The organism is Pseudomonas syringae CC1557 (genome assembly GCF_000452705.1).
GTDB classification, from domain to species: Bacteria; Pseudomonadota; Gammaproteobacteria; order Pseudomonadales; family Pseudomonadaceae; genus Aquipseudomonas; species Aquipseudomonas syringae_F.
In genome coordinates, this window is sequence record NZ_CP007014.1 from 317,787 (window position 1) to 343,875 (window position 26,089).

General features: G+C 58.7%; 21 protein-coding genes and 2 pseudogenes. 15 read left to right on the forward strand and 8 right to left on the reverse strand.

Features of this window, described 5'->3' with window-relative positions:
• Positions 1–13 precede the first annotated feature (13 nt).
• A complete protein-coding gene (locus tag N018_RS01485) occupies positions 14–1,009 on the reverse strand; it encodes an ArsR/SmtB family transcription factor (RefSeq protein WP_024646684.1) in 996 nt (331 codons plus the stop codon).
• Positions 1,010–1,268: 259 nt separating this feature from the next.
• On the opposite strand from N018_RS01485, the gene tkt reads away from it, so the two are divergent.
• The 7 genes and pseudogenes from tkt to fba all read left to right on the forward strand — a co-directional run bounded on the left by tkt (position 1,269) and on the right by fba (position 7,728).
• Positions 1,269–3,266, forward strand: coding sequence for a transketolase (gene tkt, locus N018_RS01490; protein ID WP_024646685.1), 1,998 nt, complete (start codon positions 1,269–1,271; stop codon positions 3,264–3,266).
• Positions 3,267–3,415: 149 nt separating this feature from the next.
• Positions 3,416–4,458 (forward strand): annotated as a pseudogene (epd, locus tag N018_RS01495) (erythrose-4-phosphate dehydrogenase).
• A gap of 22 nt (positions 4,459–4,480) precedes the next feature.
• On the forward strand, positions 4,481–5,644 hold the full coding sequence (locus N018_RS01500; protein WP_024646687.1) for a phosphoglycerate kinase: 1,164 nt from the start codon (positions 4,481–4,483) through the stop codon (positions 5,642–5,644).
• 27 nt (positions 5,645–5,671) lie between these two features.
• Positions 5,672–5,905 (forward strand): hypothetical protein, encoded by a 234-nt coding sequence (locus tag N018_RS01505; RefSeq protein ID WP_025388675.1) that lies wholly within the window; start codon positions 5,672–5,674, stop codon positions 5,903–5,905.
• 86 nt (positions 5,906–5,991) lie between these two features.
• Positions 5,992–6,189 carry a hypothetical protein gene (locus tag N018_RS01510; RefSeq protein WP_024646689.1) on the forward strand — a complete coding sequence of 66 codons (198 nt, stop codon included), beginning with the start codon at positions 5,992–5,994 and terminating at the stop codon, positions 6,187–6,189.
• A gap of 33 nt (positions 6,190–6,222) precedes the next feature.
• Positions 6,223–6,549, forward strand: a complete 327-nt coding sequence (locus N018_RS01515) for an MliC family protein (protein WP_024646690.1) — start codon at positions 6,223–6,225, stop codon at positions 6,547–6,549.
• Between the two features lie 114 nt (positions 6,550–6,663).
• Positions 6,664–7,728 (forward strand): class II fructose-bisphosphate aldolase, encoded by a 1,065-nt coding sequence (gene fba / locus N018_RS01520; RefSeq protein WP_025388676.1) that lies wholly within the window; start codon positions 6,664–6,666, stop codon positions 7,726–7,728.
• Positions 7,729–7,893: 165 nt separating this feature from the next.
• Here fba and N018_RS01525 read toward each other — a convergent pair whose 3' ends face one another.
• Both N018_RS01525 and N018_RS01530 read right to left on the reverse strand, forming a co-directional pair.
• The gene (locus N018_RS01525) at positions 7,894–8,313 is read right to left on the reverse strand and encodes a DUF3010 family protein (RefSeq protein WP_025388677.1); all 420 of its coding nucleotides are present in this window, start codon (positions 8,311–8,313) and stop codon (positions 7,894–7,896) included.
• A 55-nt stretch (positions 8,314–8,368) separates the two neighbouring features.
• Positions 8,369–8,779 (reverse strand): lysozyme inhibitor LprI family protein, encoded by a 411-nt coding sequence (locus N018_RS01530; protein ID WP_024646664.1) that lies wholly within the window; start codon positions 8,777–8,779, stop codon positions 8,369–8,371.
• Between the two features lie 227 nt (positions 8,780–9,006).
• Here N018_RS01530 and N018_RS01535 point away from each other — a divergent pair, with 227 nt between their 5' ends.
• The 6 genes from N018_RS01535 (at position 9,007) to etfB (ending at position 16,754) form a co-directional block, all read left to right on the forward strand.
• The gene (locus tag N018_RS01535; RefSeq protein ID WP_025388678.1) at positions 9,007–9,984 is read left to right on the forward strand and encodes a dipeptidase; all 978 of its coding nucleotides are present in this window, start codon (positions 9,007–9,009) and stop codon (positions 9,982–9,984) included.
• Positions 9,985–10,068: 84 nt separating this feature from the next.
• Positions 10,069–10,599 (forward strand): DUF5943 domain-containing protein, encoded by a 531-nt coding sequence (locus N018_RS01540; RefSeq protein ID WP_025388679.1) that lies wholly within the window; start codon positions 10,069–10,071, stop codon positions 10,597–10,599.
• A 15-nt stretch (positions 10,600–10,614) separates the two neighbouring features.
• On the forward strand, positions 10,615–12,675 hold the full coding sequence (gene dgcA / locus N018_RS01545; protein WP_024646661.1) for a dimethylglycine demethylation protein DgcA: 2,061 nt from the start codon (positions 10,615–10,617) through the stop codon (positions 12,673–12,675).
• Between the two features lie 110 nt (positions 12,676–12,785).
• Positions 12,786–14,747 carry a dimethylglycine demethylation protein DgcB gene (dgcB, locus tag N018_RS01550; protein WP_025388680.1) on the forward strand — a complete coding sequence of 654 codons (1,962 nt, stop codon included), beginning with the start codon at positions 12,786–12,788 and terminating at the stop codon, positions 14,745–14,747.
• Positions 14,747–15,967, forward strand: a complete 1,221-nt coding sequence (gene etfA, locus N018_RS01555; RefSeq protein ID WP_025388681.1) for an electron transfer flavoprotein subunit alpha — start codon at positions 14,747–14,749, stop codon at positions 15,965–15,967. The genes dgcB and etfA overlap by 1 nt, the downstream gene beginning before the upstream one ends.
• On the forward strand, positions 15,957–16,754 hold the full coding sequence (etfB, locus tag N018_RS01560) for an electron transfer flavoprotein subunit beta (protein WP_025388682.1): 798 nt from the start codon (positions 15,957–15,959) through the stop codon (positions 16,752–16,754). Before etfA ends, etfB begins: the two co-directional genes overlap by 11 nt.
• 681 nt (positions 16,755–17,435) lie before the next feature.
• Here the strand turns inward: etfB and gbcA are convergent.
• Positions 17,436–18,734 carry a glycine-betaine demethylase subunit GbcA gene (gene gbcA, locus N018_RS01565; protein WP_024646657.1) on the reverse strand — a complete coding sequence of 433 codons (1,299 nt, stop codon included), beginning with the start codon at positions 18,732–18,734 and terminating at the stop codon, positions 17,436–17,438.
• Positions 18,735–19,043: 309 nt separating this feature from the next.
• Here gbcA and gbcB point away from each other — a divergent pair.
• Positions 19,044–20,143, forward strand: a pseudogene (gbcB, locus tag N018_RS01570) (glycine-betaine demethylase subunit GbcB).
• 572 nt (positions 20,144–20,715) lie between these two features.
• Here gbcB and N018_RS01580 read toward each other — a convergent pair.
• Both N018_RS01580 and N018_RS27890 read right to left on the reverse strand, forming a co-directional pair.
• On the reverse strand, positions 20,716–20,976 hold the full coding sequence (locus tag N018_RS01580) for a hypothetical protein (RefSeq protein WP_025388684.1): 261 nt from the start codon (positions 20,974–20,976) through the stop codon (positions 20,716–20,718).
• A gap of 122 nt (positions 20,977–21,098) precedes the next feature.
• Positions 21,099–21,284 (reverse strand): DUF6124 family protein, encoded by a 186-nt coding sequence (locus N018_RS27890; protein WP_051476190.1) that lies wholly within the window; start codon positions 21,282–21,284, stop codon positions 21,099–21,101.
• A 170-nt stretch (positions 21,285–21,454) separates the two neighbouring features.
• Between N018_RS27890 and N018_RS01590 the strand changes: the two genes are divergently transcribed.
• Complete coding sequence (locus N018_RS01590; protein WP_024646652.1) at positions 21,455–22,291, forward strand: 23S rRNA (adenine(2030)-N(6))-methyltransferase RlmJ; 837 nt, start codon at positions 21,455–21,457, stop codon at positions 22,289–22,291.
• A gap of 203 nt (positions 22,292–22,494) precedes the next feature.
• Here N018_RS01590 and msrA read toward each other — a convergent pair whose 3' ends face one another.
• Entirely contained in the window at positions 22,495–23,142 is a 648-nt protein-coding gene (msrA, locus tag N018_RS01595) for a peptide-methionine (S)-S-oxide reductase MsrA (RefSeq protein WP_024646651.1), read from the reverse strand.
• Positions 23,143–23,288: 146 nt separating this feature from the next.
• A complete protein-coding gene (locus N018_RS01600; protein ID WP_025388686.1) occupies positions 23,289–25,982 on the reverse strand; it encodes a sensor domain-containing phosphodiesterase in 2,694 nt (897 codons plus the stop codon).
• Positions 25,983–26,089 lie beyond the last annotated feature (107 nt).

Genomic DNA, 26,089 nt, shown 5'->3' on the forward strand with positions numbered 1-26,089 from the left:
GGTTTCCTTCATTTTACCGATGGTGAGTGTCGCCAGCCGGTCGCTGAAAATGGCGAACCTGGATCTGGAAACCATTACGTAAGCCTACATAGAGGCTTTCCCCGGGAACTAGCCCCGCAGCGATGGCCCAACGGGCCAGGTCTTCCTGCTCGAAACCTAACCAGAGATCGCCACAGGCCTCCCTGGCCCAACTCTGGTCATGACTACACAATTCTGTTACCAGCAAGCTACCGCCGGGTTTTACGTGCTCGGCCAGTTGCCTGAGCGCTTCGGCCGGTGCCGCAAAATGATGCAGCACCATGTTGAGGACGACGCAATCGGCGCTGACTTTACTGTCGTTCAGTGCATCGGCCAGCCTTAGCTCAACGTTAGCCAGTGCCTTGCGTTCGCAGACGCCGCGCGCCAGTTCCAGCATAGCCGGGCTGTTGTCCATGGCGACGACCTGCCGGAAACGCCTTGCCAGTTCTGGCAGGAAGCCGCCGTCGCCGGGGCCTACTTCCAGAGCCGTGGCCTGCGCGCCGAAGCTCAGTTTGTCGAGCAGGGTCAGCAGGCTCTCGCTGTATTGCGCCAGACCGGCGATCAGGTCCTGCTGAGCGCGAAACTTTTCTGCAGTACGGGCAAAGAAATCCTGGCTGGCCATTGCCCGCTGCCGATGCACCAGGCCGATGCGGCCCTGAACATCGTCCGGCAAGGCCAGCGTATCGACCTCATCCAGCAACGCCGCGTGTAGCCTGCCGCCCGGCAAGGCGGTGTGGGGCAGGGCGCGGCGGTAGAAAATCGCGTTGCCTTCACGGCGAGTCGCCACCAGGTCGGCCTGTGCCAGAACCTTCAGGTGATGGCTCATGCCCGACTGACCAATGGCGAAAATCTGCGCCAGTTCAAGCACGCCGAACGAATCGTTGGTCAGTGCGCGCAATACATTCAGCCGTAGAGGATCGCCGCCGGCCTTGCACAATGCAGAAAGGTCGTCGCATGCGTCATGGCGAATTGCAGGCACGCGCAGGTTCATAAGCTCCGCAGTCTAGAGAGCGATCCATGAGGCTGCAAGGGCAATATCAAAAAGTTTTGATATTGCCCTTGGGCAGCTGCCGATCAGGCGCTGTGAACTTGTCGCGCTGCCGTGTGTTCCAGTCTTCACAGGCTAAATAATGTCCGTAACGCAGGAAAAGAGCCTAAGGTCGACATCTGTCATTGCCCCCGGCCGGTCCGTGAGGGAAAATGACTGTCTTTTTTCCGCCCCTAATTTTTTCAACCCCAGGAGATCAGCGATGCCAAGCCGTCGTGAGCGTGCCAATGCTATTCGTGCCCTAAGCATGGATGCCGTGCAAAAAGCCAACAGCGGCCATCCGGGTGCCCCGATGGGCATGGCGGATATCGCCGAGGTTCTGTGGCGTGATTATCTGAAACACAGCCCGAAAAACCCTTCGTTTGCCGACCGTGACCGTTTCATCATGTCCAACGGCCATGGCTCGATGCTGGTTTATTCGCTGCTGCACCTGACCGGTTACGACCTGTCCATCGACGATCTGAAAAACTTCCGACAATTGCACAGCCGCACGCCAGGTCACCCTGAATTCGGTTACACCCCGGGCGTCGAGACCACAACCGGCCCGTTGGGTCAGGGTTTTGCCAACGCTGTCGGTTTTGCCGCTGCCGAGAAGACGCTCGCAGCACAGTTCAACCGTCCAGGCCATACCATCGTTGACCACAACACCTACGTGTTCATGGGCGATGGTTGCATGATGGAAGGTATTTCCCACGAAGTTGCCTCACTGGCCGGTACGCTGCAACTCGGCAAGCTGATCGCGTTCTACGACGACAACGGTATTTCCATCGATGGCGAAGTCGAAGGCTGGTTCACCGACGACACACCGAAGCGTTTCGAGGCCTACGGCTGGCTGGTCATCCGCAATGTCGACGGCCATGACGCCGAAGAGATCAAGATTGCCATCGACACTGCCCGCAAAAGCGCTCAGCCAACACTGATCTGCTGCAAGACCACCATCGGTTTCGGTTCGCCGAACAAGCAGGGCAAGGAAGAGTCCCACGGCGCGCCGCTGGGTGCTGACGAAATCGCCCTGACCCGTGCTGCGCTGAAGTGGAACTACGGCCCCTTCGAAATTCCGGCTGATATCTACGCCGAATGGGATGCCAAGGAAAAAGGCCTGGCGGTAGAAGCCGAGTGGGACCAGCGTTTTGCCGCCTACTCCGCCGCATTCCCAGAGCTGGCCAACGACTTCATCCGTCGCATGAGCGGAGAGTTGCCTGCCGACTTTGCCGAGAAATCCGCAGCGTACGTGGCTGAAGTCAACGCCAAGGGCGAAACCATTGCCAGCCGCAAGGCCAGCCAGAATGCGCTGAGCGCACTTGGCCCATTGTTGCCTGAAATCCTCGGCGGTTCGGCCGACCTGGCAGGTTCCAACCTGACCATCTGGAAAGGCTGCAAGAGCATCACTGGCGAAGATCCTAACGGCAACTACCTGCATTACGGCGTTCGCGAGTTCGGCATGGCCGCCATGATGAATGGTATTGCCTTGCACGGCGGCTTCGTGCCTTACGGCGCAACCTTCCTGATCTTCATGGAATACGCCCGCAACGCCGTGCGCATGGCGTCGCTGATGAAGAAGCGTGTGATCTACGTGTTCACTCACGACTCCATCGGTCTGGGCGAAGACGGCCCGACTCACCAGCCCATCGAGCAGTTGACCAGCCTGCGTACCACGCCGAATCTGGACACCTGGCGTCCGGCCGATGCCGTTGAATCGGCAGTGGCCTGGAAGCACGCCATCGAGCGTAACGACGGTCCGTCGGCATTGATCTTCTCGCGTCAGAACCTGACTCACCAGGCGCGTGACGAGGCCCAGTTGGCCAACATCGCGCGTGGTGGCTATGTGCTGCGCGACTGCGCTGGCGAACCTGAACTGATTCTGATCGCGACCGGCTCGGAAGTGGGTCTGGCCGTTGAGGCATACGACAAACTGACCGCCCAGGGCCGCAAGGCTCGCGTTGTTTCCATGCCGTGCACCAGCATCTTTGAAACTCAGGATGCGCTGTACAAGCAGGAAGTCCTGCCACTGCAGGTCAGTGCGCGTATCGCTATCGAAGCCGCGCACGCGGACTACTGGTACAAATACGTCGGTCTCGAAGGCCGCGTGATCGGCATGACCACCTTCGGCGAGTCGGCCCCTGCGCCAGCGCTGTTCGAAGAGTTCGGCTTCACGCTGGAAAACGTCCTGAGCATTGCTGAAGAGCTGCTGGAAGACTGATCTGTTGGAGCGGACTTGTCCGCGAATGACTCAACCCGGTGAATCATTACGCCGGGTTGAGGCCGTCGCGAGCAATGCGGATCGCCGCCCCGGTCGCTCCCACCTATTAGGGCTCTACGCAACCTGATCCATCCCCTGGCGAAAACTCCATGTCTCAGCCCCGCCCTTATAAAGTTGCTCTGAACGGCTACGGCCGTATCGGTCGTTGTGTCGTTCGCGCGCTGTGCGAGCGGGGGCGAAGGCCGGGTTTGAAGTGGTTGCCATCAACGATCTGGCCGATATGGCCAGCCTCGAATACCTCACGCGCTTTGATTCGACACATGGCCGGTTCCCCGGCGAAGTGCGGGTCGAAGGGCAATACCTGCATATCAATGATCACCGGATCAAGGTCCTGCGCAGCCCGACGCCGGAAGGCATTGACTGGGCCGGGCTGGAAGTCGATCTGGTGCTTGAGTGCTCGGGTGTCTACAACACCCGCGAAGACGGGCAGCGTTTTCTGGATGCCGGTGCGCCCCGTGTCTTGTTTTCCCAGCCTATGGCCAGCGAGCGGGATGTCGACGCCACTGTAGTGTTCGGCATCAATCAGCAAAGGCTGACCGGACGTGAATTGCTGGTGTCGGCCGCGTCCTGTACCACCAACTGCAGCGTTCCGCTCCTGCGTTTGCTGGATCAGGCCATTGGTCTGGAATACATCACCATCACCACCATTCACTCGGCGATGAATGATCAGCCGGTGATCGACGCCTATCACCACGAGGATTTGCGTCGTACCCGCTCGGCTTTCCAGTCGATCATTCCGGTGTCCACCGGTCTGGCGCGAGGAATCGAGCGGCTGCTTCCGGAACTTGCCGGTCGAATTCAGGCCAAAGCTGTTCGTGTACCAACTGTCAATGTGTCTTGTCTGGACATTACGCTACAGATGTCGCGAGACACCGATGCAGTGGAGATCAACCGCATCCTGCGTGAGGCCGCCACCCGTGGCCCGCTCAAGGGGCTGCTGGCCTACACTGAATTGCCGCATGCCAGTTGCGATTTCAACCATGACCCGCATTCGGCCATTGTCGATGCGAGTCAGACCCGCGTTTCCGGACCCCGGCTGGTCAATTTGCTGGCCTGGTTCGATAACGAGTGGGGTTTTGCAAACCGAATGCTCGACGTCGCTGATCACTTTCTGCGCGTCGCTGACCAATAACAGTAAAAAAACAGGAATGCTCATGACCGTGTTGAAGATGACCGACCTCGATCTGCAAGGCAAACGTGTACTGATCCGCGAAGACCTCAACGTCCCGGTCAAGGACGGTGTTGTCAGCAGTGACGCGCGTATCCTTGCTTCGCTGCCGACCATCAGACTGGCGCTGGAAAAAGGCGCGGCCGTCATGATCTGCTCGCACTTGGGTCGCCCGACCGAAGGTGAGTTTTCTGCCGAGAACAGCTTGAAGCCGGTTGCCGAGTACCTGAGCAAAGCGCTGGGCCGCGAGGTTCCGCTGGTCGCTGACTATCTGGACGGTGTCGACGTGAAGGCAGGCGATGTCGTCCTGTTCGAGAACGTTCGCTTCAACAAAGGCGAGAAAAAGAACGCCGACGAACTGGCGCAGAAGTATGCGGCACTGTGCGACGTATTCGTAATGGACGCTTTTGGAACCGCTCACCGCGCAGAGGGCTCGACCCACGGCGTGGCGAAGTTCGCCAAAGTCGCAGCTGCGGGCCCGTTGCTGGCTGCCGAGCTGGAGGCGCTGGGCAAGGCCCTGGGTGCTCCGGCCCAGCCAATGACCGCTATCGTTGCCGGTTCCAAGGTGTCCACCAAGCTGGACGTACTCAACAGCCTGAGCGGCATCTGCAATCAGTTGATCGTCGGCGGCGGCATCGCCAATACCTTTCTGGCCGCAGCCGGTCACAAGGTCGGCAAGTCCCTGTATGAACCTGATCTGCTCGACACCGCTCGCGCCATTGCTGCGAAAGTCAGCGTGCCGTTGCCGACCGACGTGGTAGTTGCCAAGGCGTTTTCCGAGAGCGCCACCGCCACTGTCAAATTGATCGCCGATGTAGCCGATGACGACATGATTCTGGACATCGGTCCGCAAACTGCTGCGCATTTCGCCGAATTGTTGAAATCTTCCGGGACTATCCTGTGGAACGGTCCGGTCGGCGTGTTTGAATTCGATCAGTTTGGCGAGGGCACCAAAACGCTGGCCAAGGCCATCGCCGAAAGCAGTGCATTCTCCATCGCTGGCGGCGGCGATACGCTGGCAGCGATCGACAAGTACGGCGTAGCAAAACAGATTTCCTACATCTCCACCGGCGGCGGTGCGTTCCTCGAATTCGTGGAAGGCAAGGTTCTGCCTGCGGTTGAAGTGCTCGAACAACGTGCCAAGGCCTGAATAAAGGCGTTGGACAAGGAGTAGGCAATGGTCAGGGCGTTACCGTGGGTGCTCATCGCAGGTTTACTGGCCGGTTGCGCGAGCAAGCCCGAGGCTGAAGAAGTGGAGGGCGACGCGCCGAACCAGCCGCTCCAGTTGAGCTGCTATCAGGCGGGCTGGCAGGCCGAGACGGTGCCGGTGATCTACAAGCGTGGTGGTCAGGAAGTGTGGGATCGGTACGAGTTCATGCCGAGCAAGGTAGGTGGTGTGGGTTGCCTGTAGTTCAGGTTTGAAACCAGTCTGGCAACATTGACGGGCTTCAGCGGTCTTTATTGAGTGGATATTTTTTCCGAGGAAGGAGTTTCGTCATGAAGATCGCTGCCCTGGCTCTGCTGAGCTGTATTGCACTGGCTGGCTGTACCGGTTCTGGCTCGCACGCCAGAACGTGTCAAGTATTCAGCCCGGCCCCGGTGAATGTGCCAACGACCGAAAATACTCAACGGGTCGAGGCGCACGTCACGGGTGAACCGGCCGACGACAGTAAACAGGAACAGAACTGCCCCTGATACACCGGTTTGGCAGGGCAGGCAGGAGAAATGATGAAAGGCTTGTTGGCCCTTGTGGCTTTGGCGGCGCTTGGCGGTTGTTCGAGCATGAGCAGTCCGCAGCAGAACGACCCTTGGAATCGCTGGGTCTGCGACAGCAACGCCGAGGTTCACTGGCGTTACATTGACTCGGCCCAAAAGGAAGTTGATGTGCGTCTGAATCAGAGCGATCAGGTGTTCAGGCTCAAGGCTGAACCCGGCGCTGCCAGTGGCACGCTGTACAGTAACAATGTGTTGGCGTTCGTCAACAAGGGTAGCGAAGGCCTGATCTACTGGGATGCTACCAACGATCTGATTGGTCGAGGCTGCAAGGCCCGATAAACCGGACCCATGGCACACACGCTTGGCCCTTGCGGCCAATGCTTATAACTTGAATAGCGGCCGCCACTACGGCAGGCTGCACGATCAACGACCCTACCGGGAGAGAGACAGACAATGGCACTTATCAGCATGCGCCAGATGTTGGACCACGCAGCCGAATTCGGCTATGGCGTTCCAGCTTTCAACGTAAACAACCTGGAACAGATGCGCGCCATTATGGAAGCGGCCGACAAGACCGACTCCCCGGTGATCGTTCAGGCTTCGGCTGGTGCCCGCAAATACGCCGGTGCTCCGTTCCTGCGTCACCTGATCCTCGCGGCCATCGAAGAGTTCCCGCACATCCCGGTGGTCATGCACCAGGATCACGGCACCAGCCCTGACATCTGCCAGCGCTCGATCCAGCTGGGCTTCAGCTCGGTCATGATGGACGGCTCGCTGCGTGAAGACGGCAAGTCCCCGGCCGATTATGACTACAACGTCGACGTCACCCGTCGTGTGGTGTCCTTCGCTCACGCCTGCGGCGTTTCTGTGGAAGGCGAGCTGGGCGTGCTGGGTTCGCTGGAAACCGGTATGGCCGGTGAAGAAGACGGCGTTGGCGCGGAAGGCGTTTTGGATCACAGCCAGATGCTGACCGACCCTGAAGAAGCCGCTGACTTCGTCAAGCGCACTCAGGTCGATGCCCTGGCCATCGCCATCGGCACCAGCCACGGCGCTTACAAGTTCACCAAGCCGCCTACCGGCGACATTCTGGCGATCGAGCGAATCAAAGAGATTCACAAGCGTATCCCGAACACTCACCTAGTGATGCACGGCTCTTCGTCGGTTCCTCAGGAATGGTTGAAGATCATTAACGAGTTCGGCGGCGACATCAAAGAAACCTACGGCGTGCCGGTCGAAGAAATCGTTGAAGGCATCAAGCACGGCGTGCGCAAGGTCAACATCGACACCGACCTGCGCCTGGCGTCTACCGGTGCCATCCGCGAGTTCATGGCCAAACACCCGAGCGAGTTTGACCCGCGCAAATACCTGGCCAAGACCGTCGTGGCCATGCGTGATGTGTGTATCGCCCGTTACGAAGCCTTCGGCACCGCTGGCAACGCCTCGAAGATCAAACCGATCTCCCTGGACGCCATGTTCGAACGCTACGCGCGTGGCGAGCTGGATGCCAAGGTCAACTGAGTTGACTGAGCACTGAGAAAACCCGCAGAAATGCGGGTTTTTTTATGTCGGTTTAAAAGTAGCTGTGCTGCGAATGGATGTGACGCGGAGCGTCACGAACTGCATTCCTACGCGGAGCGTAGGGACGATCATCGTAGCCGTGCGCTGGGTCCGGTTTTAATGCGCTCAAACGCTCTTCATCAACCCGGCACACGCTGCCTTGTAGGCTTCGTGTTGGTACTTGTTCAGCGTGCCTGGCAGGGCGAAGTTGTGTTTCTTGTTCTGCGCATTGACGGTCTGCGGCGAGATCAGGAGTACTTCGCAATCTGACATCAACTGGAAGATGGTTTCGATCTTGAACGTGGTGGGGCCGCCAGCGAATTCGCCTTTTTTGCTGCGTTTCTTGATGACCACATGGCTGATGCCGTTTTCACGCACGAAACCGGCAAGTTGCGTGGCGAAGGCTTTGACGTTGACGGCCTCGTCATCGTCCTCCAGCGCCAGTTTCTTCGTGGCGAGCGGCAGGTGCTCGATGTCGCCGTTACGTCGAGTGGCGAGAGCGAAGATGGCTTCACTGCCTTTGATTTCTACACCGCAAATAATCATGAGAAAACCTGATGAGCTCGTTCATATAAAGAAGCAGGTTATCCCATCGTAGACGTTATTCCTGTGCAATCGACTCCAGGTACTCGGATCGCTCGTCACTCATGCGCGCAATGCAGTCGTTTTCGCTGATGGTGAAGGCCTTGCTGCCTGCTGCAGAAGGGAACACTTCTACTGCGCAATCGGCGTCACGCAGCTTCTCCCACGCTTGCTGGGCGGTTTTGAGTTTGCTAGTAAAATCGTTGAACTGCGTCTTGTTGGCAACGAACTGGGATTGAACGCGCTTGAGCAGGTTGTCGAAATTTTCCTTGAGCAATTGTTCAGCGGTCGTCCGGCTGTAAACCGAGCACTCCAGCGTCTGCTTGTCGTCATCGACACCGTCGCACGGCGTGGCGTCCGGGTTCTGTGCAGCCTGTACGCTTGTCACAGCCGTTGCCATCAGGGCCAGGGTCAGCAAAAACGTTTTCATCGAGTCGCTCCGATCCATTGATACGGCTGATTCTGTCTCAAGCGCGAGACAATGAACAGGTTTACGACACCGCCCGGCGAAGTGCTGTCGCCCTTTGTCGCATCTTGACGCTTTCGGCAAACCCCCTGTCGTTTTTGCACCCGGCTCGCCGGACCCTCCGGCATATGCTGACCTCATTAGCGCCGACAGCCGATTCGGTGCGCCGCAATCAAAAAGGGGACAGCCTGATGAGCCCAGCCGAACTGCACGCCGACAGCATCGTTATTGACGGGCTGATCATCGCCAAGTGGAACCGCGAGCTGTTTGAAGACATGCGCAAGGGCGGCCTGACAATGGCCAATTGCACCGTGTCGGTGTGGGAAGGCTTCCAGGCCACTATCAACAGCATCTGCACCAGCCAGAAGCTGATGCGCGAAAACAGCGATCTGGTTATGCCTGTGCATACCACCGCCGACATCCGCAAGGCCAAGGAGCTGGGCAAGACCGGCATCCTGTTCGGCTTCCAGAATGCGCATGCCTACGAAGACCAGATTGGCTATGTCGAGATCTTCAAGAAGCTCGGCGTTGGCATCGTTCAACTGTGCTACAACACCCAAAATCTGGTCGGCACCGGCTGCTACGAGCGCGACGGCGGGCTGTCGGGTTTCGGTCGTGAAATCGTCACCGAAATGAACCGCGTCGGCGTCATGTGCGACCTGTCCCACGTCGGCTCGAAAACTTCTGAAGAAGTCATTCTCGAATCGAAGAAACCGGTCTGCTACTCCCATTGCCTGCCGTCCGGCCTCAAAGAGCATCCACGCAACAAGTCCGACGCTGAACTGAAGTTCATTGCCGACCACGGCGGCTTTGTCGGCGTGACCATGTTCGCGCCGTTTCTGGCCAAGGGCATCGAGTCGACCATCGACGATTACGCCGAAGCCATCGAATACGTAATGAACATCGTGGGCGAGGACGCCATCGGTATCGGCACCGATTTCACTCAGGGCCACGGTCAGGACTTTTTCGAATACCTGACCCACGATAAAGGCTATGCCCGCCGCCTGACCAGCTTCGGCAAGATCATCAACCCGCTGGGCATTCGTACCGTCGGCGAGTTTCCCAATCTGACTGAAACCCTGCTCAAGCGCGGCCATTCCGAGCGAGTAGTGCGCAAGATCATGGGCGAGAACTGGGTCAACGTGCTGACCGACGTCTGGGGCGAGTAACCCGCCAAGCCATACCTAATCGAATTGAACCCCCACGGCCCTGGTGGCGGTGGGTGTAACCCGAATTATCTGGAGTTTGATCCCATGGCTAAAATCGCCCCGCAACTGCCCATCGAAGTCGACAGCGAAACCGGCGTCTGGACCTCCGATGCGTTGCCGATGCTGTACGTGCCACGGCACTTTTTCGTCAACAACCACATGGGCATCGAAGAGGTACTGGGCGCCGATGCCTACGCCGACATTCTCTACAAGGCGGGTTACAAATCCGCCTGGCACTGGTGTGAAAAAGAAGCCGAGTGCCATGGTCTGGAAGGCGTTGCGGTATTCGAGCACTACATGAAGCGCCTGTCGCAACGCGGCTGGGGGCTGTTCAGCATTCAGGACATCGACATCGAGAAAGGCACCGCCAGCGTGAAGCTTGAGCACTCCTGCTTCGTGTACGTCTACGGCAAGGTCGGGCGCAAGGTCGATTACATGTTCACCGGCTGGTTCGCCGGAGCGATGGACCAGATTCTCGCTGCCAGCGGCAGCTCGATTCGTACCGTTGCCGAGCAGGTTTACGGGGGTTCTGAAGAAGGCCACGACGACGGACTGTTTATCGTCAAGCCGCTGTAAATCGAGGATCGGGTTATGGCTTTTGAAGCGATGTTCCAGCCGATCCAGATCGGCAAACTGACGATCCGCAATCGCGTGCTGAGTACCGCGCACGCCGAGGTCTACGCCACTGACGGCGGTATGACCACTGACCGTTATGTGAAGTACTACGAAGAGAAGGCCAAGGGCGGTATCGGTCTGGCCATCTGCGGCGGCTCTTCAAGCGTCGCCATTGACAGCCCGCAAGGCTGGTGGAAGTCGGTCAACCTGGCGACTGACAGGATCATCCCGCACTTCCAGAATCTCGCCGATGCCATGCACAAGCACGGCGCCAAGATCATGATCCAGATTACCCACATGGGCCGTCGTTCACGCTGGGATGGCGATCACTGGCCGACCCTGCTGTCGCCGTCGGGCATTCGTGAGCCGGTGCACCGCGCAACCTGCAAAACCATCGAGCCGGAAGAGATCTGGCGCGTGATCGGCAACTACGCCAGTGCAGCCGCTCGCGCCAAAGCCGGCGGGCTGGACGGCGTCGAGCTGTCGGCCGTGCATCAACACATGATCGACCAGTTCTGGAGCCCGCGGGTCAACAAACGCACCGATGAGTGGGGCGGCAGCTTCGAGAATCGCATGCGCTTCGGCCTCGAAGTCATCAAGGCGGTACGCAAGGAAGTTGGCCCTGATTTCTGCGTCGGTCTGCGTATCTGCGGCGACGAGTTTCACCCCGATGGCCTGAGCCACGAGGACATGAAGCAGATCGCCAAATATTACGACGACACCGGCATGATCGACTTCCTCGGCGTGGTGGGTTCGGGTTGCGACACCCACAACACCCTGGCCAACGTCATCCCGAACATGAGTTATCCACCGGAGCCGTTCCTGCACCTGGCGGCCGGCATCAAGGCAGTGGTCAAGGCGCCGGTGCTGCACGCGCAGAACATCAAGGACCCGAATCAGGCGACGCGGATTCTCGAAGGCGGCTACGTCGACATGGTCGGCATGACCCGCGCGCACATCGCTGATCCGCACCTGATCGCGAAGATCAAGATGGGGCAGATCGACCAGATCAAACAGTGCGTCGGCGCCAACTACTGCATCGACCGTCAATATCAGGGGCTGGATGTGCTGTGCATCCAGAACGCCGCCACGTCCCGCGAATACATGGGCGTGCCGCACATTATCGAAAAATCTGCCGGGCCGAAGCGCAAGGTCGTGGTGGTCGGTGCCGGGCCTGCCGGTATGGAAGCAGCGCGGGTCTCTGCCGAGCGCGGCCACGATGTGACGCTGTTCGAAAAGAAGGACTTTATTGGCGGGCAGATCACTACCGCTTCGAAGGCGCCACAGCGCGACCAGATTGCCGGCATCACGCGCTGGTTCCAGCTGGAACTGGCGCGTCTGAAGGTCGACCTGCGGCTCGGAACTGCTGCCGATGCCGCGACCATTCTCGACTTGCGCCCGGATATCGTGGTGCTGGCCGTGGGCGGTCATCCGTTTCTGGAGCAGAACGAGCACTGGGGCGCAGCAGAAGGGCTGGTGGTCAGCAGTTGGGACGTGCTGGACGGCAAGGTTGCGCCGGGCAAGAACGTGCTGGTCTACGACACCATCTGCGAGTTCACCGGCATGTCGGTGGCTGACTTTCTGGCCGATAAGGGCTGCCAGGTCGAAATCGTTACCGATGACATCAAACCGGGTGTCGCGATTGGCGGCACCTCGTTCCCGACCTACTACCGCAGCATGTACCCCAAGGAAGTGATCATGACCGGCGACATGATGCTGGAAAAGGTCTACCGCGAGGGCGACAAGCTGGTGGCTGTACTGGAGAACGAATACACCGGGGCCAAGGAAGAGCGAGTCGTCGATCAGGTGGTGGTGGAAAACGGTGTGCGTCCAGACGAAGCGATTTATTACGCGCTCAAGGAAGGCTCGCGCAACAAGGGCCAGATCGATATCGACGCGCTGTTCGCCATTCAGCCGCAGCCTTCATTGAGCCAGCCGGGTGATGGTTACCTGCTGTTTCGTATCGGCGACTGCGTGGCACAACGCAACACTCATGCAGCGATCTACGACGGCTTGCGGTTGTGCAAGGATTTCTGACGGCAGCTACAAGTTTTTAGCTTCAAGCGGCAAGTAAAAAGCGTTCGCTCAGAGCTTTTTCTTGCCGCTTGATGCTCGAAGCTTGCAGCTCGCGTCTTGAGGGCAACGTGATGCTAGACACTCTTCTTCCCATCCTGCTGTTCAGCGCGTTGGCCCTTGCGGCACTGGGTGCTTTGCGGCGGGTGAGCATGTGGCGCGCTGGTCGGCCTTCCAAGGTCGATTTGCTCGGTGGGCTGTTGGCCATGCCCAAGCGCTATATGGTCGATCTGCACCACGTAGTAGCCCGTGACAAATACATCGCCAACACCCACGTGGCGACGGCAGGCGGCGCGGTGGCGTCTATCGTGCTGGCGATTCTGGTACATGGGTTTGGCGTGCATAACCGCGTGCTGGGCTACGCGCTGCTGTTGATGACTGCTGTGATGTTCGTCGGCGCGGTGTTTGTCTATCGGCGTCGCCTCAATCCGCCTGCGCGCCTGTCAAAAGGCCCGTGGATGCGGCTGCCGAAAAGCCTGATGGCGTTTTCCGCGAGCTTCTTTCTGGTCACGCTGCCGGTGGCAGGGATTCTCCCCGAGCACTTTGGTGGCTGGGTGCTGGTCGTCATTCTCGGGTTGGGCGTGTTGTGGGGCGTGAGCGAGCTGTTTTTCGGCATGACGTGGGGCGGGCCGATGAAGCACGCTTTTGCCGGTGCCCTGCATCTGGCCTGGCACCGGCGTGCCGAGCGTTTTGGTGGCGGACGTTCCACCGGCCTGAAACCGCTTGATCTGAACGATCGGACTGCACCGCTGGGTGTCGAGAAACCTGAAGACTTCACCTGGAACCAGCTTCTGGGTTTCGACGCCTGCGTACAGTGCGGCAAATGTGAAGCCGCGTGCCCCGCCTTTGCTGCAGGCCAGCCACTGAATCCCAAGAAGCTGATTCAGGACATGGTCGTCGGTCTGGCGGGCGGCACCGATGCGAAGTTCGCCGGCAGTCCTTACCCGTCGCTGGATGGGAAAGGAAAGCCACTGGGCGAACATGGCGGCAATCCGCATCAGCCCATCGTCAACGGTCTGGTGGACGCCGAAACGCTGTGGTCTTGCACCACCTGCCGGGCCTGTGTCGAAGAGTGCCCGATGATGATCGAGCACGTTGACGCCATCGTCGACATGCGCCGTTACCTGACTCTGGAGAAAGGCGCAACGCCGAACAAAGGCGCGGAAGTGCTGGATAACCTGATCGCCACCGACAACCCCGGCGGTTTTGCACCGGGCGGGCGGATGAACTGGGCGGCCGATCTGAACCTGGATCTGCTCAGCGTCAGGAAAAGCGTTGATGTGCTGTTCTGGGTCGGCGATGGCGCATTCGACATGCGCAATCAACGCACCCTGCGCGCCTTCGTCAAAGTCCTCAAAGCGGCCAGGGTCGATTTCGCCGTGCTGGGGCTGGAAGAACGAGACAGTGGCGATGTAGCGCGGCGTCTGGGTGATGAGGCGACGTTTCAGATGCTTGCCCGACGCAATATCCAGACCCTGACCAACTACCGTTTCAACCGTATCGTCACCTGCGACCCGCACAGTTTCCATGTGCTGAAGAACGAATACGGTGCGTTTGGTGGCAACTATCAGGTGCAGCACCACAGCACATTCATGGCGGAACTGGTCAAGCGCGGCGCCTTGAACCTGGGGCAGCACAAAGGCGCCAGCGTGACCTATCACGACCCGTGTTACCTGGGCCGTTACAACGGCGAATACGAGGCACCGCGTGAAGTGCTGCGTGCGCTGGGGATCGAGGTCCGGGAAATGCAGCGCTCGGGCTTCCGTTCCCGCTGCTGCGGTGGCGGTGGTGGCGCACCGATCACCGACATTCCCGGCAAACAGCGGATTCCCGACATGCGCATGGACGACATCCGCGAAACCGCAGCCGAAGTGGTGGCAGTGGGTTGTCCACAATGCACAGCGATGCTCGAAGGTGTGGTCGAACCGCGGCCGCTGATCAAGGACATTGCCGAACTGGTGGCCGACGCGCTGGTGGAAGAAGTTATCCCCAGCCCATCCGCTTCCGCCAAACGCGAACCTGCGGAGGTGCACTGATGAGCGACGTTATCCGCCGCGATCCGCGTGCCGAATGGATCGCCCGTAATCGGTTACATCCGCTGCATGCGGCCATGCAGCCTGCGCAGAGCAGCTGGATGGGACCGAACGGTCTGATACGCAAGAACGTGCATGGCCTCGGTTTTATCGGCCCCAACGGCATCAAGCGTATTGATCGCAGTGGCGCGCAGCAGGGCGGTACGACCAGGCGCTCGGCGGCGTCCGAGGTTCAGCTGCCGCTGCATGTGGTTGCCGCGCCAGCGTTTTACATCAATGTCGTGCCCGACATGGTCGGCGGGCGACTTAGCAGCCATGACCGCGATCTGTTGGGCCTGGCGCGGCAATTGGCGGGTAGCGAAGGGGCAGTGCTTGCCGTGGTTTTCGGCGAGCATAAGGAGACTGCCTTCGCCACGGCGGGCGTGGACCGTATCTTGCTGCTCGACGGTACTGAATTCAGCGGTTACTCGCCTGAACAGCGCGTGCAGGGACTTCGTGCTGTGGATAACCAGCTCAGCCCTCGTCACTGGCTGCTACCGGACAGCCGTACGGGCGGTGGCGAGTTGGGAAGGCGCTTCGCGGCCAGCCTCGGCGAGCGTCCTGCGACGCGAGTCTGGCAGGTCAAGGATGAACAGTGCATAAGCCGAGCAGGTGCAGGCCTTGAGGATCTGGCTCGCCCATTGGCGCGTTTGATTCTGGCCGCTGTCGAGTGCGCTGAACCCGTCAGTGAAACCCGTCATGCAGTATTGCCTGTCGAGTTATCCACAGATGTGGCGCGCAGCCTGTCACGCATTGAGGACCTTGGCGCGGTTGCTGTCGATCCTGCCGTTATCCCTATGGCTGAAGCAGAATTCATTTTGTCGGGTGGCAATGGTGTCAAGGACTGGGACCTCTTCCACCGCGCCGCCTCAGCTCTCGGCGCAACCGAAGGCGCGTCTCGGGTGGCGGTGGACGATGGTTTCATGGGGCGTGAGCGGCAGGTGGGTGCCAGTGGCACCTGGGTCACTGCTCGGGTCTACATGGCAGTCGGTATCTCCGGGGCTATTCAGCACCTGCAAGGTATCGGTGCCTGCGACAAGGTCATTGCAATCAATCTGGATGCGGGCTGCGACATGATCAAACGCGCAGATTTATCCGTGATTGGCGAAAGCTCGGACATTCTCAGGGCGCTCATTACTGCGGTTGAAGCCCGGTTGGGTGGGGAGAGACGGGATGCAGCCTGACTCATCTGTTGATAAGTATGCGGTGCAGATCATCAGCCTGGTGTCCATTGGCGCGCACCCGACTTCAGGGCGTGCGCGCCGTGCCGAGCAGGATGCCCGTGCAGTGGAGTTGGGCTTGCAACTGGCTGGGGATAACTTGCAGGTGCTGCATGCTGGCGACGCTCGCGAGGCTGCGTTGCGCGCTTATCTGGGAATGGGCTTGAGCGAGCTGCACATTCTGGAGCAGCCACCAGGTGCCGATGTACTGGCGGCCTTGGGCGAGCACATTCGCGATTCGTCAGCGCAGATTGTACTGACCGGCAGCCAGGCTGAAACCGGCGAGGGCTCGGGCATGTTGCCGTTCCTGCTGGCCGAGACGCTTGGTTGGCCATTGGTGACCGGCCTGGCTGAAGTCGAGTCGCTGGAAAATGGCACTGCACTGGTGTTACAGGCGCTGCCTCGTGGCCAAAGGCGACGTCTCAAGGTTCGTCTGCCGTTTCTGGCCACTGTGGATAACGCTGCGCCGACAGCCCGACAGAGTGCATTCGGGCCTGCGCAACGCGGAGCGCTGACTGTCGATGAAGTTGAAGTGGTGGTCGATGATGTGTTGACAGTTTCTTCACTGCAACCCGCCAAACCTCGGCCCAAGCGCCTGAAAGTCATCAAGGCGAAGAGCGGCGCAGACCGCATGAAAGCAGCCACTGCCAAGGCCAGCGGCGGTGGCGGGCAGGTGCTCAAAGGGTTGAGTGCGGATGAGGCTGCTGCAGCGATATTGAAATTGCTGGTTGAGGAAGGCGTGGTCAGGTGATGTATTTTCTGGCTGACGCAGACTCATGAACGCGGTGCCATTGTTCGGCATGTAGTTACACACAATCCCTGTGCGTGTGCCTGTGGATAATGTGTTCGCGGATGGCTGAAGCGTACGTGAAACGTGGCTTGCAGAGGGTTGTTCGAAAATTGATCAACATAACCTTCGGTTTTCATTGAGAATTTTTCAGTGGATAACGGGCACGCTCACGGTTCTCGGTGACTGATTTGCTCACAATCTCTGTTGGCGCTTTTGTGGATAAGTTGTTCGTGATCGCCTAAAAGCCTTTGAAAACGGGGGCTTCAAGGTTTTGTATGAAAAGTGATCAATTGCGACACGCCGCGCACGAATGGTGTGCATATCCCATTTTGAAACCGTATTTTTGAAGTTTTCCACAGCAAGGTGCGCGACTTGGCAAAGTTGTACCCAAAGTCTGTTGGCGCTTCTGTGGATAAGATGTTTGCGATCTGCTGTAAGCGTTATGGTGTAAGGGTTCCAGGGTTTTGGTTAAAAAACATACAGTATTCAGGCAAGCGTATGAAAGGACTGTATTTTTTCAACAGAGGCACGGTAGTGCAGAGCGTATCGATTGCCAGATGACTGGCAGTCTCGCAAGCCAGCCCTCTCCCGAGAGGATTAAGCTGGCCGCGCGCTGAAGGGTTTGCCCGGAGAGGAACCCTCTTACTCGTGATTCACCGCCACGCCTTTCAGATACGGCGCAGGCTCTGCACCAAGGTTCTCCAGCATGCGCGCGCTGTACCAGTCGATGAAGTTGACCACGCCGAACTCATAGGTCTTCGAGTAAGGGCCTGGCTGGTAAGCGGTGGAGTTGATGCCGCGCTGGTTCTCTTCGGCCAGACGGCGGTCCTGGTCGTTGGTAGCGTCCCAGACCTGGCGCATACGTTCCACGTCATAGTCCACGCCCTCCACTGCGTCCTTGTGCACAATCCACTTGGTGCTGACCATGGTTTCCTGGGCGCTGATCGGCCACACGGTAAACACGATGATGTGATCGCCCATGCAGTGGTTCCAGGAGTGCGGCAGATGCAGGATGCGCATCGAGCCCAGTTCCGGGTTCTGGATGCGGCCCATCAGTTTCTTGCAGCCGACCTTGCCATCCATGGTCATCGAGACCGTACCTTTGAGCAGCGGCATGCGCACGATGCGGTTACGCAGGCCGAAGCTGGCATGGGCGTAAGGGATTTTCTCGGCGTCCCAGGCGGCGGCGGACGCAGCCACATGGTCCTTGAAGGCCTGATCGGCTCGCGGGTCGGTGACGTCGTCCCATTCGAGCAGGCTTTTGAGCAGCTCCGGGTGCGAGCCGCTGCAGTGGTAGCACTCGCGGTTGTTCTCCAACACCAGCTTCCAGTTGGCTTTTTCCATCAAGGTGGTCTGCACCGCCACCTTGGTGTTTTCCATATCGTAGGGCTCCATGTAGTGGCGGAGCGTCGACAGGAACTCGTCAATGGCCGGAGGGTTCTCCGCCAGACTGATGAAGATGTAGCCGCCCGCGGTCTTGACGTGTACCGGCTTGAGACCGAACTGCTTCATGTCGAAGTCTTCGCCCATTTCGGTACCGGCATACAGCAGGCGGCCGTCCAGTTCGTAGGTCCACTGGTGGTAGTGACAAACCAGCTTGGCGACCTTGCCTTTCTCTGCGGTGCACAGGCGTGAGCCGCGGTGGCGACACACGTTATGAAACGCATTGACCGCCCCGTCCGGGCCGCGCACTACGAGGATCGGGTTCTTGCCGATCTGCAGCGTCAGGTAGTTGCCCTTGGTCGGGATTTCGCAGGTCATCCCTGCAATCAGCCATTCTTTATGAAAGATTTCCTGCATGTCGATTTCAAACAGCCGTTCATCACTGTAGAAGGGCTGCGGCAGCGAATAAGTGCGCTCGCGGCTCTGCAGCATTTCTGCAGTGGCCTTGCGTGCAGGTTCCAGCGGATCGCCCAGGCTCAAGGTTGCGGTGACGTCCATCGTTAAAATCCCTCATGACCGCATCATGGGCGGCCTGCGAATGTGGCTGATACGGTTGTTGTCGCGTTGCACGCAAGACGATAGATCAGTCGTTCATGCTCGATTCCTTTGATGCCGAGTGTGGAGCCGAGCGCAGGGCGAACCTTGTCTATGGGCGACATGGCCGAATCCGTTCCCGACGCGAAAGGCCTTGTTCCCCGGGGCTGGTCGCGGTAAGTACGTGAATGTCGTTGATAGGTAAATGGTCGCCTCGCGTGTTACGCAGAATCCGCAACATGAGAGGCCGACAGTCGGCCGTGGAGATCGAGTATGTCCCAAAGTTTCCTGAGCCCGGTCACAACCCAGACATGGGCCAATGGGCGCCACCTGGTACGTGTCGTCAAAGTCATCCAGGAAACCTGGGATGTACGCACGTTCTGCTTCATGGCCGATCAGCCGATCATGTTCTTTTTCAAGCCAGGCCAGTTCGTCACCCTGGAGCTTGAGATCGACGGCCTGCCGATCATGCGTTCGTACACCATTTCCAGTTCGCCCTCGGTGCCTTACAGTTTTTCGATCACGGTCAAGCGCGTGCCGGGCGGCCGGGTTTCCAATTACCTGCATGACACCCTGACCGAAGGACAGGAGTTGGCGGTGCACGGGCCGGTCGGGCTGTTCAACGCGATTGATTTCCCGAACCCGAAAATTCTCTACCTCAGTGGCGGTGTGGGCATCACGCCGGTGATGTCGATGGCGCGCTGGTTCTACGACACCAACGCGAATGTCGACATGGTATTCGTGCACAGCGCCCGCTCGCCCAAGGACATCATCTACCACCGCGAGCTGGAGCACATGGCGTCGCGGATCGACAACTTCAACCTGCACCTGGTCTGTGAAAAACACGGGCTGGGTGAGCCGTGGGCGGGTTATCGCGGCTACCTGAACCAGAAGATGCTTGAACTGATGGCCCCGGACTTCATGGAGCGTGAGGTGTTCTGCTGCGGGCCGACGCCGTACATGACAGCGGTCAAGCGTCTGTTGCTGGAAAACGGCTTCAACATGGCGCAGTACCATGAAGAGTCATTCGGTGCGACACCTGCCGAAGCTCGCGCCGACGCCGTCGAACAGGCTGAAATCGCCGCCGATGCACCGGATGTCGATGCCGCCGACCTGCATCAGGTGGAGTTTACTGACACCGGCAAGAGCATCCGCGTGGCCCGAACGAAACCGTTCACGCCGCCGCCGCCAAACTCGGCCTGATGATCCCCAAAGCCTGCGGCATGGGCATCTGCGGAACGTGCAAGGTCATGAAGCTGAGTGGCGAAGTGGAAATGGAACACAACGGCGGAATCACCGACGAAGACGTGGCGGAGGGCTATATCCTGTCCTGCTGCAGCGTGCCGAGGGGCGATGTGCGGATTGAGTATTGAGGCGTAGGGCTCGTTCTTAACGAACTCGAAAGTTGTTGTCAGAAGACAGAAAGTTGAAACGAGAGGCTTTCTGGTACCCGTTTCTGGTTGGTGCGGGTCTTATAACGGCAGGTAGTGCCATCCTCAAGCTGTTGGCACCAAGCTGATCGCTCTGACCCTATATAGGTGAGCCCTTGAGTTTTACAGGGGAACGGTTCAAATTGTTTGCATGGTATTTGCAAAAGGTCTGCGCCCCATTTGCAGAGGACAAATTATGGATACCTTGACTCCGAAAGTAGATTCATCCGTCAGTGCTGAAATAGCTGATCTGGACGCACGCATGAGCGCTAAGGAATCGTTCGCTTCTCGCATAGGCCTTTTGCCGTTCGTGACTGTGGCTGCGGCGGCGCTTGTCGCATTGATCGCTATGCAGGTTGTCACTCGCCTGTCGTCCTGATTCAGTCATCCTGGCGTTTCGACAAGCAGGTCATGGTGCTCCGAGTGAAATTATCCGATCTTTCGATTCTGCTCTTCGCGGTCAGCGCAGAGCCTCCGAAGCTTCAGCCCCCCTTCAAGACGTAAGCGCGATGTGGTCAGGTCTGACTCTGCCGGTAAGCAGCCAGCGCTGGCAGCAGTTGCTGGTCGATGGCCTGGCGGACCGCCGGGAGGAGGGTGGCGCTGCCGGTGAGGAGCTTTTCCACCATGCGGCGCAAGGCTGTAGCGCGTTCTGCGTTAAGACCGCAAACAGCGTGTGCGCATGCCTGTTCGGCTGTTGAGCCTCCGGGGGGTTCGAATCCCAAGGCTCTGAGCTGGCCGAGCAGATCTTCCTGGTCAATCAAATCAGCGTGCATCATGACGTCTGTTCCTGTGATCGGTCTTTTTTCCGATTCTGGTGGGACAGCTGACTGCGGGCAACCCCGCATGTCGCGCATGGCTGGATTGGCTACGCGTACGTCGTTTTCAGTTCACTGCGCGCTCATTCGGTCCCGGATTTGTCTATCGCCCAGTCGAGTATCACTTTTGCCATCTCCATCAGGTGCATGATCGAGAGCGTCATGTCTCGTTGCGTGCCGGTCATGCTGTCGCTGAATTCAGCGGCGCTGGTCATGGCGCAACGCAGCAGTTCGCTGGCGTGCATGATTGCGTCTTCACTAATCCTCATCGCTGAATATGCGGCAACCGGCGCAGAGTAGAGATCGAAATCGGCAGACACAATAGGCCGGGGTTTCTCGGAAATTTCCTTCAAACGAAAGAGACGAGTCCTGCAAGTTCGTTACAAATTCTTGTTCACTGCTCAGGTTTGCTAAACTGCGCGGCTTGCCAGGAGCTGCCATGAATTACCGCCACGCCTACCATGCCGGCAACCACGCCGATGTGTTCAAACACCTGACGCTGACTCGCTTGATCGCCCTCATGGCGCGCAAGGAACAGCCGTTTGCCTATCTCGACACCCATGCCGGTCTCGGGCTGTATGATCTCAAAGGTGACCAGGCCACTCGCACGGGCGAATGGCTGGAAGGCATCGGCCGTCTGTGGAATACCGAAGACCTGCCTGCGCTGGCTGCCGATTACCTGCAAGTGCTGCACGACATGAACCCCGATGGCGAACTGCGCTATTACCCCGGTTCGCCTGAACTGGCCCGCCGCCTGACCCGCGAGCGCGAGCGTGTGTTGCTCAACGAGAAGCACCCGGAAGACGGGCGCCTGCTCAAGGAGAACATGAAGGGTGATCGTCGCGTGGCGGTCCATTTGGGGGAAGGCTGGCATGTGCCACGCGCCTTGCTGCCAGTCGCTGAAAAGCGCGCCGTCATGCTCATTGATCCGCCCTTCGAGCAGCTCGACGAAATGAAACGTTGTGCGGTTGCGTTGAAGGAAACCATCGGGCGCATGCGTCAGACAGTGGCTGCGATCTGGTACCCGATCAAGGACCCACGTCTGCTTAGACGTTTCTATCAGGACCTGGCAGAAACCGGAGCCCCCAAACTGTTACGCGTCGAACTGTACGTCCACCCGCTCGACACCCCAGCTAGCCTCAACGGCTCAGGCCTCGCCATCGCCAATCCGCCGTGGGGCCTGGAAGAAGAGCTGCGCGAGCTGATGCCGTATCTGGCCGAAAAACTGGGCCAGACTCAGGGCGGCTGGAAAATGGACTGGTTGATTGCCGAGTAAGCGTGCATGCCCCCTGGCCGTGTTGCGCGGCCCAGGGCGGACGCAGAGCGTCCAGACTGCATTCCCACACGGGAACTCAGCGTTATACATAAGCCCGCTTTTGATTCTGCCCGTAGGCCGTAGGAGCGCAACGGCGACGCTTCGCTCCTACGGCCTGCGGGCAGAAGCCTGAAAAACCCTGTTTTCGGGCCGCCAGGCGCGAATCAGGCTGGCAGACAAACCCCGGTGCCGCCCAAGCCACAATAGCCCTGCGGGTTCTTGGCCAGGTATTGCTGGTGATAGGCCTCAGCGAAGTAGACCGTCGGGGCTTCTTCTATTTCAGTCGTGATCGCATTCAAACCGGCCTTGCTCAATTCAGCCTGATACGCCTCGGCACTGGCCTTGGCGGCTGCGAGCTGTTCAGGTTGGGTGCAGTAGATTACCGAGCGGTATTGAGTGCCGATGTCATTGCCCTGACGCATGCCCTGAGTCGGGTTGTGCGCTTCCCAGAACACTTTGAGCAGTGCTTCGTAGCTGATCTTCTCAGGCTCGTAAACGACCAGCACCACTTCAGTGTGCCCGGTCAGGCCGGAGCAGACTTCCTCGTAGGTCGGGTTCGGGGTAAACCCGCCCGCGTAACCGGTGACGGTGCTCACGACACCTTCCTGTTGCCACAGGCGACGTTCTGCGCCCCAGAAGCAACCCATGCCGAAGATGGCGAATTCGACGTTATTCGAGAACGGGCCCAGCAGTGGGTTACCGTTGACGAAGTGAGTTTCCGGCAGCGCCATAGGTGTTTCACGACCCGGCAATGCTTGTTCGGCGGTAGGCAGTACATTTTTGTTCACTAGAATTTCCGAGCGCAGAGTCATGAACCGTATCCTCTCAATTAGAGACAGGCAGCAGGGCCAGGACGGATGAATAGAGTTACATAGGTCCCGTTACACGTGGAAACAAGTGCTGCCGTGTAAAAACAGACCAACAGTGTGCCCGAGTGAGCAGGGTGCAGGGAAGGTGGTCAGGCGGATGGCCGACGAGGGTACCGTTGCAGTTTTTCGATCAGCTCTTCACCGGGGATCGGCTTGTCGAACAGATACCCCTGACCCACATCGCACCGATGACGGCGCAGAAATGCCAGTTGGGCGGAGGTCTCGATACCTTCGGCAACCACTTTGAGCTTTAGATTGTGGGCCATGGCGATAACCGCAGAGGTGATTTCCATGTCGTCTTCATCATCCGGAATATCGCGGATGAAGCTGCGATCTATCTTGATCACATCGATGGGGAATTTCTTCAGATAACTGAACGACGAGTAACCGGTGCCGAAGTCATCCATGGCCAGCGATAGGCCAAGTTTTTTCAGCGAGTCGAGTTGCTGGCGAGTGTCTTCGGTAGCTTCCAGCAGCAAGCCTTCGGTCAGCTCCAGCTCCAGCAGCGAGGGGTCAAGCGCTTCCTCTTTGAGGATCGAGGCAATCGAAGACACCAGCTCCGGGTCGGAGAACTGCTTGGGCGACACGTTGATCGCCACCTGCAAATGGCCGAAGCCTGCAGCCGTCAGGTCCTTGCTCATGCGGCAGGACTGGCGGGCGACCCATTTGCCGATAGGGATGATCAACCCGGTTTCTTCCGCCACGCTGATGAACTGATCCGGTCGGATCATGCCTTTCTCGGGATGATTCCAGCGCAGCAGCGCTTCCATACCCAACAGACGCCCGGTCAGCAGGCACAGTTTTGGCTGATAGAACACTTCCAGCTCGTTCTGGGTCAGGGCGCGCCGCAGGTTGTTTTCGACGAACAGCTTGTAGCTGGCTTCGGCATTCAGCGCCTCAGTGAACACTTGCACCTGATGCTTGCCGTTGGCTTTGGCCTTGTGCAGCGCCAGTCCGGCGTTTTTCATCAGGGTTTGCGGATCGCGACCGTGCAGCGGAGCGCAGGCCAGCCCTACCGATCCGGTGACGCTGATCAACTGGTTGTCGACGAACATCGGCTTGTCCAGCGTGGCCAGCACCTGGCTGGCAGTCGCCTGTCCTGCTTCCTGGCCTGTGTTGTCCAGCAGGACGGCAAATTCGTTACTGGCAAAGCGCGCGAGCACGTCAGTGGGGCTCAGCGTGTTGCGCAGACGCCGCGCCAGGCTGATCAGCAGCTTGTCACCGGTCTGGTGCCCAAGGCTGTCGTTGATGCGCTTGAAGTTGTCGATGTCGACCAGTAACAGGCTCATCGGCGTGTCGGTGTCGCGGGCGAAGCGTTCGTCCAGATTGCGGATGAACGCCGGACGATTGCCCAGATTGGTCAGGTTGTCGGTGTAGGCCAGGCGCTCGATGCGCTGCTGGGCCAGCTTGCTCTGGGTGATGTCCTCGTAAATACCGATGTAGTGCGTCAGTTCACGTGTATCGCTGTAGACCTTGGAAATCGACAGCTGGCCCCAGTACGGTTCGAGGTTCTTGCGACGGCTTTTGAATTCGCCCTGCCAGCTGTTGCTGTTGGTCAGGCTGGAATTGGCTTCCAGCAGCAACTGATTGAGGTTTTCCAGCGCCGGCAATTCCGAGAGTTTGCGCCCGGATACCTCATCGGAACTGTATTGAGTGATGGCCGTAAAGCTGGGGTTGACGTATTCGACCACGCCGTCGCAGTTGACCAGCAGAAATGCGTTGGCGCTCTGCTCGACCGCACGCTGAAACAAATGCAGCGCGTTGGTTGCGGCACGACGGTTATGGTTGTTGATCACCTGGGCGAACTGATCGGCCAGCTCGCCGGCGAAGGCTATCTCGTCGGACTGCCATTCGCGTGTCGAGCCGGACTGCTCCAGGCAAAGCACGCCCACCACCTGGCCGTCGATGCGAATGCTGGCGTCCAGCACTGCGCGGGTTTCCATGGGGGTCAGGCTTTCGGCCATTTCCTGGGTGCGCGGGTCAGTCTGGATATTGCTGGCATCAATCGCTCTGCTGGTGTGCAGGGCCTGGAGATACGAAGGATAAGGGCTGATGTCGATCGGCGTGCGAGCCCGATAATCACCACTTTCCCGGTCATAGCCAGTGATCGGCTCCAGGCGCTTGTCGTTCAGGTTCCAGATACTTACATGGTCGACATCGTAGATATCGCAGGCGCTTCGGGTGATCAGCTCCGCCGCCTCCAGCAGGGTGTTGGCGGTGGTATAGCGGTGGCGGGTCAGGCGCAGGATCAGGTCCTGCTGGGCGCGCACACGCTCAAGATGCGCGAACTGGTCTCGTTGTGCTCGCTGATTGAGCTCCAGGGCGATCTGCAATCGGGAGTTGCGGGTTTCCAGATCGGCGTCGACGGGCTGCTCGCTCTCCGCGACCAGCTCGTCGACGATCATGAAGTAGCCGCGTAACAAATGACGATTGTGCTGCTTGTAGGCCTCGCCTATTTCCAGCAGCCCAAGCGGACCTTTGGGCGTATGCAAGGTATAGCGGATCAAGTAATTCGGAGAAGAGGACAGTTGCAGTTGAACGTCGTCATGCAGCTGATAGCGTGCTTCAGGTTCCATGAGACTGGCATAAGGGGATCCAATCAAGGCACAAAGGTCGACGGCAGGCATACCAAGCTGCTTTTCGCAATTTGGATCGAGAAACAATAGCGCCCAATTGGCTTCATTCAGCCTCTCGAAACGCAGCATTCCCAAGCGCGACGGCACTGGCAATTGCGTCACTACCTCGGCTGCGGTTCTACCGGCAGCATCGGTTTGGCTTTTCATGAACAAACTCGCTTCCGGATACTAGTCGCGACGGGCGTGAAACCCCCTTTTCGCGTATTGCAAGGTTGCATCATGGCGCCCGTGCTTACAAGAGACCACGATGGCTT

What these genes read in the sequence shown, in the direction of transcription:
- N018_RS01485 (WP_024646684.1), bottom strand. Translation starts at nt 1,009, where the DNA reads ATGAACCTGCGCGTGCCTGCAATTCGCCATGACGCATGCGACGACCTT.
- tkt (WP_024646685.1), top strand. Translation starts at nt 1,269, where the DNA reads ATGCCAAGCCGTCGTGAGCGTGCCAATGCTATTCGTGCCCTAAGCATG.
- N018_RS01500 (WP_024646687.1), top strand. Translation starts at nt 4,481, where the DNA reads ATGACCGTGTTGAAGATGACCGACCTCGATCTGCAAGGCAAACGTGTA.
- N018_RS01505 (WP_025388675.1), top strand. Translation starts at nt 5,672, where the DNA reads ATGGTCAGGGCGTTACCGTGGGTGCTCATCGCAGGTTTACTGGCCGGT.
- N018_RS01510 (WP_024646689.1), top strand. Translation starts at nt 5,992, where the DNA reads ATGAAGATCGCTGCCCTGGCTCTGCTGAGCTGTATTGCACTGGCTGGC.
- N018_RS01515 (WP_024646690.1), top strand. Translation starts at nt 6,223, where the DNA reads ATGAAAGGCTTGTTGGCCCTTGTGGCTTTGGCGGCGCTTGGCGGTTGT.
- fba (WP_025388676.1), top strand. Translation starts at nt 6,664, where the DNA reads ATGGCACTTATCAGCATGCGCCAGATGTTGGACCACGCAGCCGAATTC.
- N018_RS01525 (WP_025388677.1), bottom strand. Translation starts at nt 8,313, where the DNA reads ATGATTATTTGCGGTGTAGAAATCAAAGGCAGTGAAGCCATCTTCGCT.
- N018_RS01530 (WP_024646664.1), bottom strand. Translation starts at nt 8,779, where the DNA reads ATGAAAACGTTTTTGCTGACCCTGGCCCTGATGGCAACGGCTGTGACA.
- N018_RS01535 (WP_025388678.1), top strand. Translation starts at nt 9,007, where the DNA reads ATGAGCCCAGCCGAACTGCACGCCGACAGCATCGTTATTGACGGGCTG.
- N018_RS01540 (WP_025388679.1), top strand. Translation starts at nt 10,069, where the DNA reads ATGGCTAAAATCGCCCCGCAACTGCCCATCGAAGTCGACAGCGAAACC.
- dgcA (WP_024646661.1), top strand. Translation starts at nt 10,615, where the DNA reads ATGGCTTTTGAAGCGATGTTCCAGCCGATCCAGATCGGCAAACTGACG.
- dgcB (WP_025388680.1), top strand. Translation starts at nt 12,786, where the DNA reads ATGCTAGACACTCTTCTTCCCATCCTGCTGTTCAGCGCGTTGGCCCTT.
- etfA (WP_025388681.1), top strand. Translation starts at nt 14,747, where the DNA reads ATGAGCGACGTTATCCGCCGCGATCCGCGTGCCGAATGGATCGCCCGT.
- etfB (WP_025388682.1), top strand. Translation starts at nt 15,957, where the DNA reads ATGCAGCCTGACTCATCTGTTGATAAGTATGCGGTGCAGATCATCAGC.
- gbcA (WP_024646657.1), bottom strand. Translation starts at nt 18,734, where the DNA reads ATGGACGTCACCGCAACCTTGAGCCTGGGCGATCCGCTGGAACCTGCA.
- N018_RS01580 (WP_025388684.1), bottom strand. Translation starts at nt 20,976, where the DNA reads ATGATGCACGCTGATTTGATTGACCAGGAAGATCTGCTCGGCCAGCTC.
- N018_RS27890 (WP_051476190.1), bottom strand. Translation starts at nt 21,284, where the DNA reads ATGAGGATTAGTGAAGACGCAATCATGCACGCCAGCGAACTGCTGCGT.
- N018_RS01590 (WP_024646652.1), top strand. Translation starts at nt 21,455, where the DNA reads ATGAATTACCGCCACGCCTACCATGCCGGCAACCACGCCGATGTGTTC.
- msrA (WP_024646651.1), bottom strand. Translation starts at nt 23,142, where the DNA reads ATGACTCTGCGCTCGGAAATTCTAGTGAACAAAAATGTACTGCCTACC.
- N018_RS01600 (WP_025388686.1), bottom strand. Translation starts at nt 25,982, where the DNA reads ATGAAAAGCCAAACCGATGCTGCCGGTAGAACCGCAGCCGAGGTAGTG.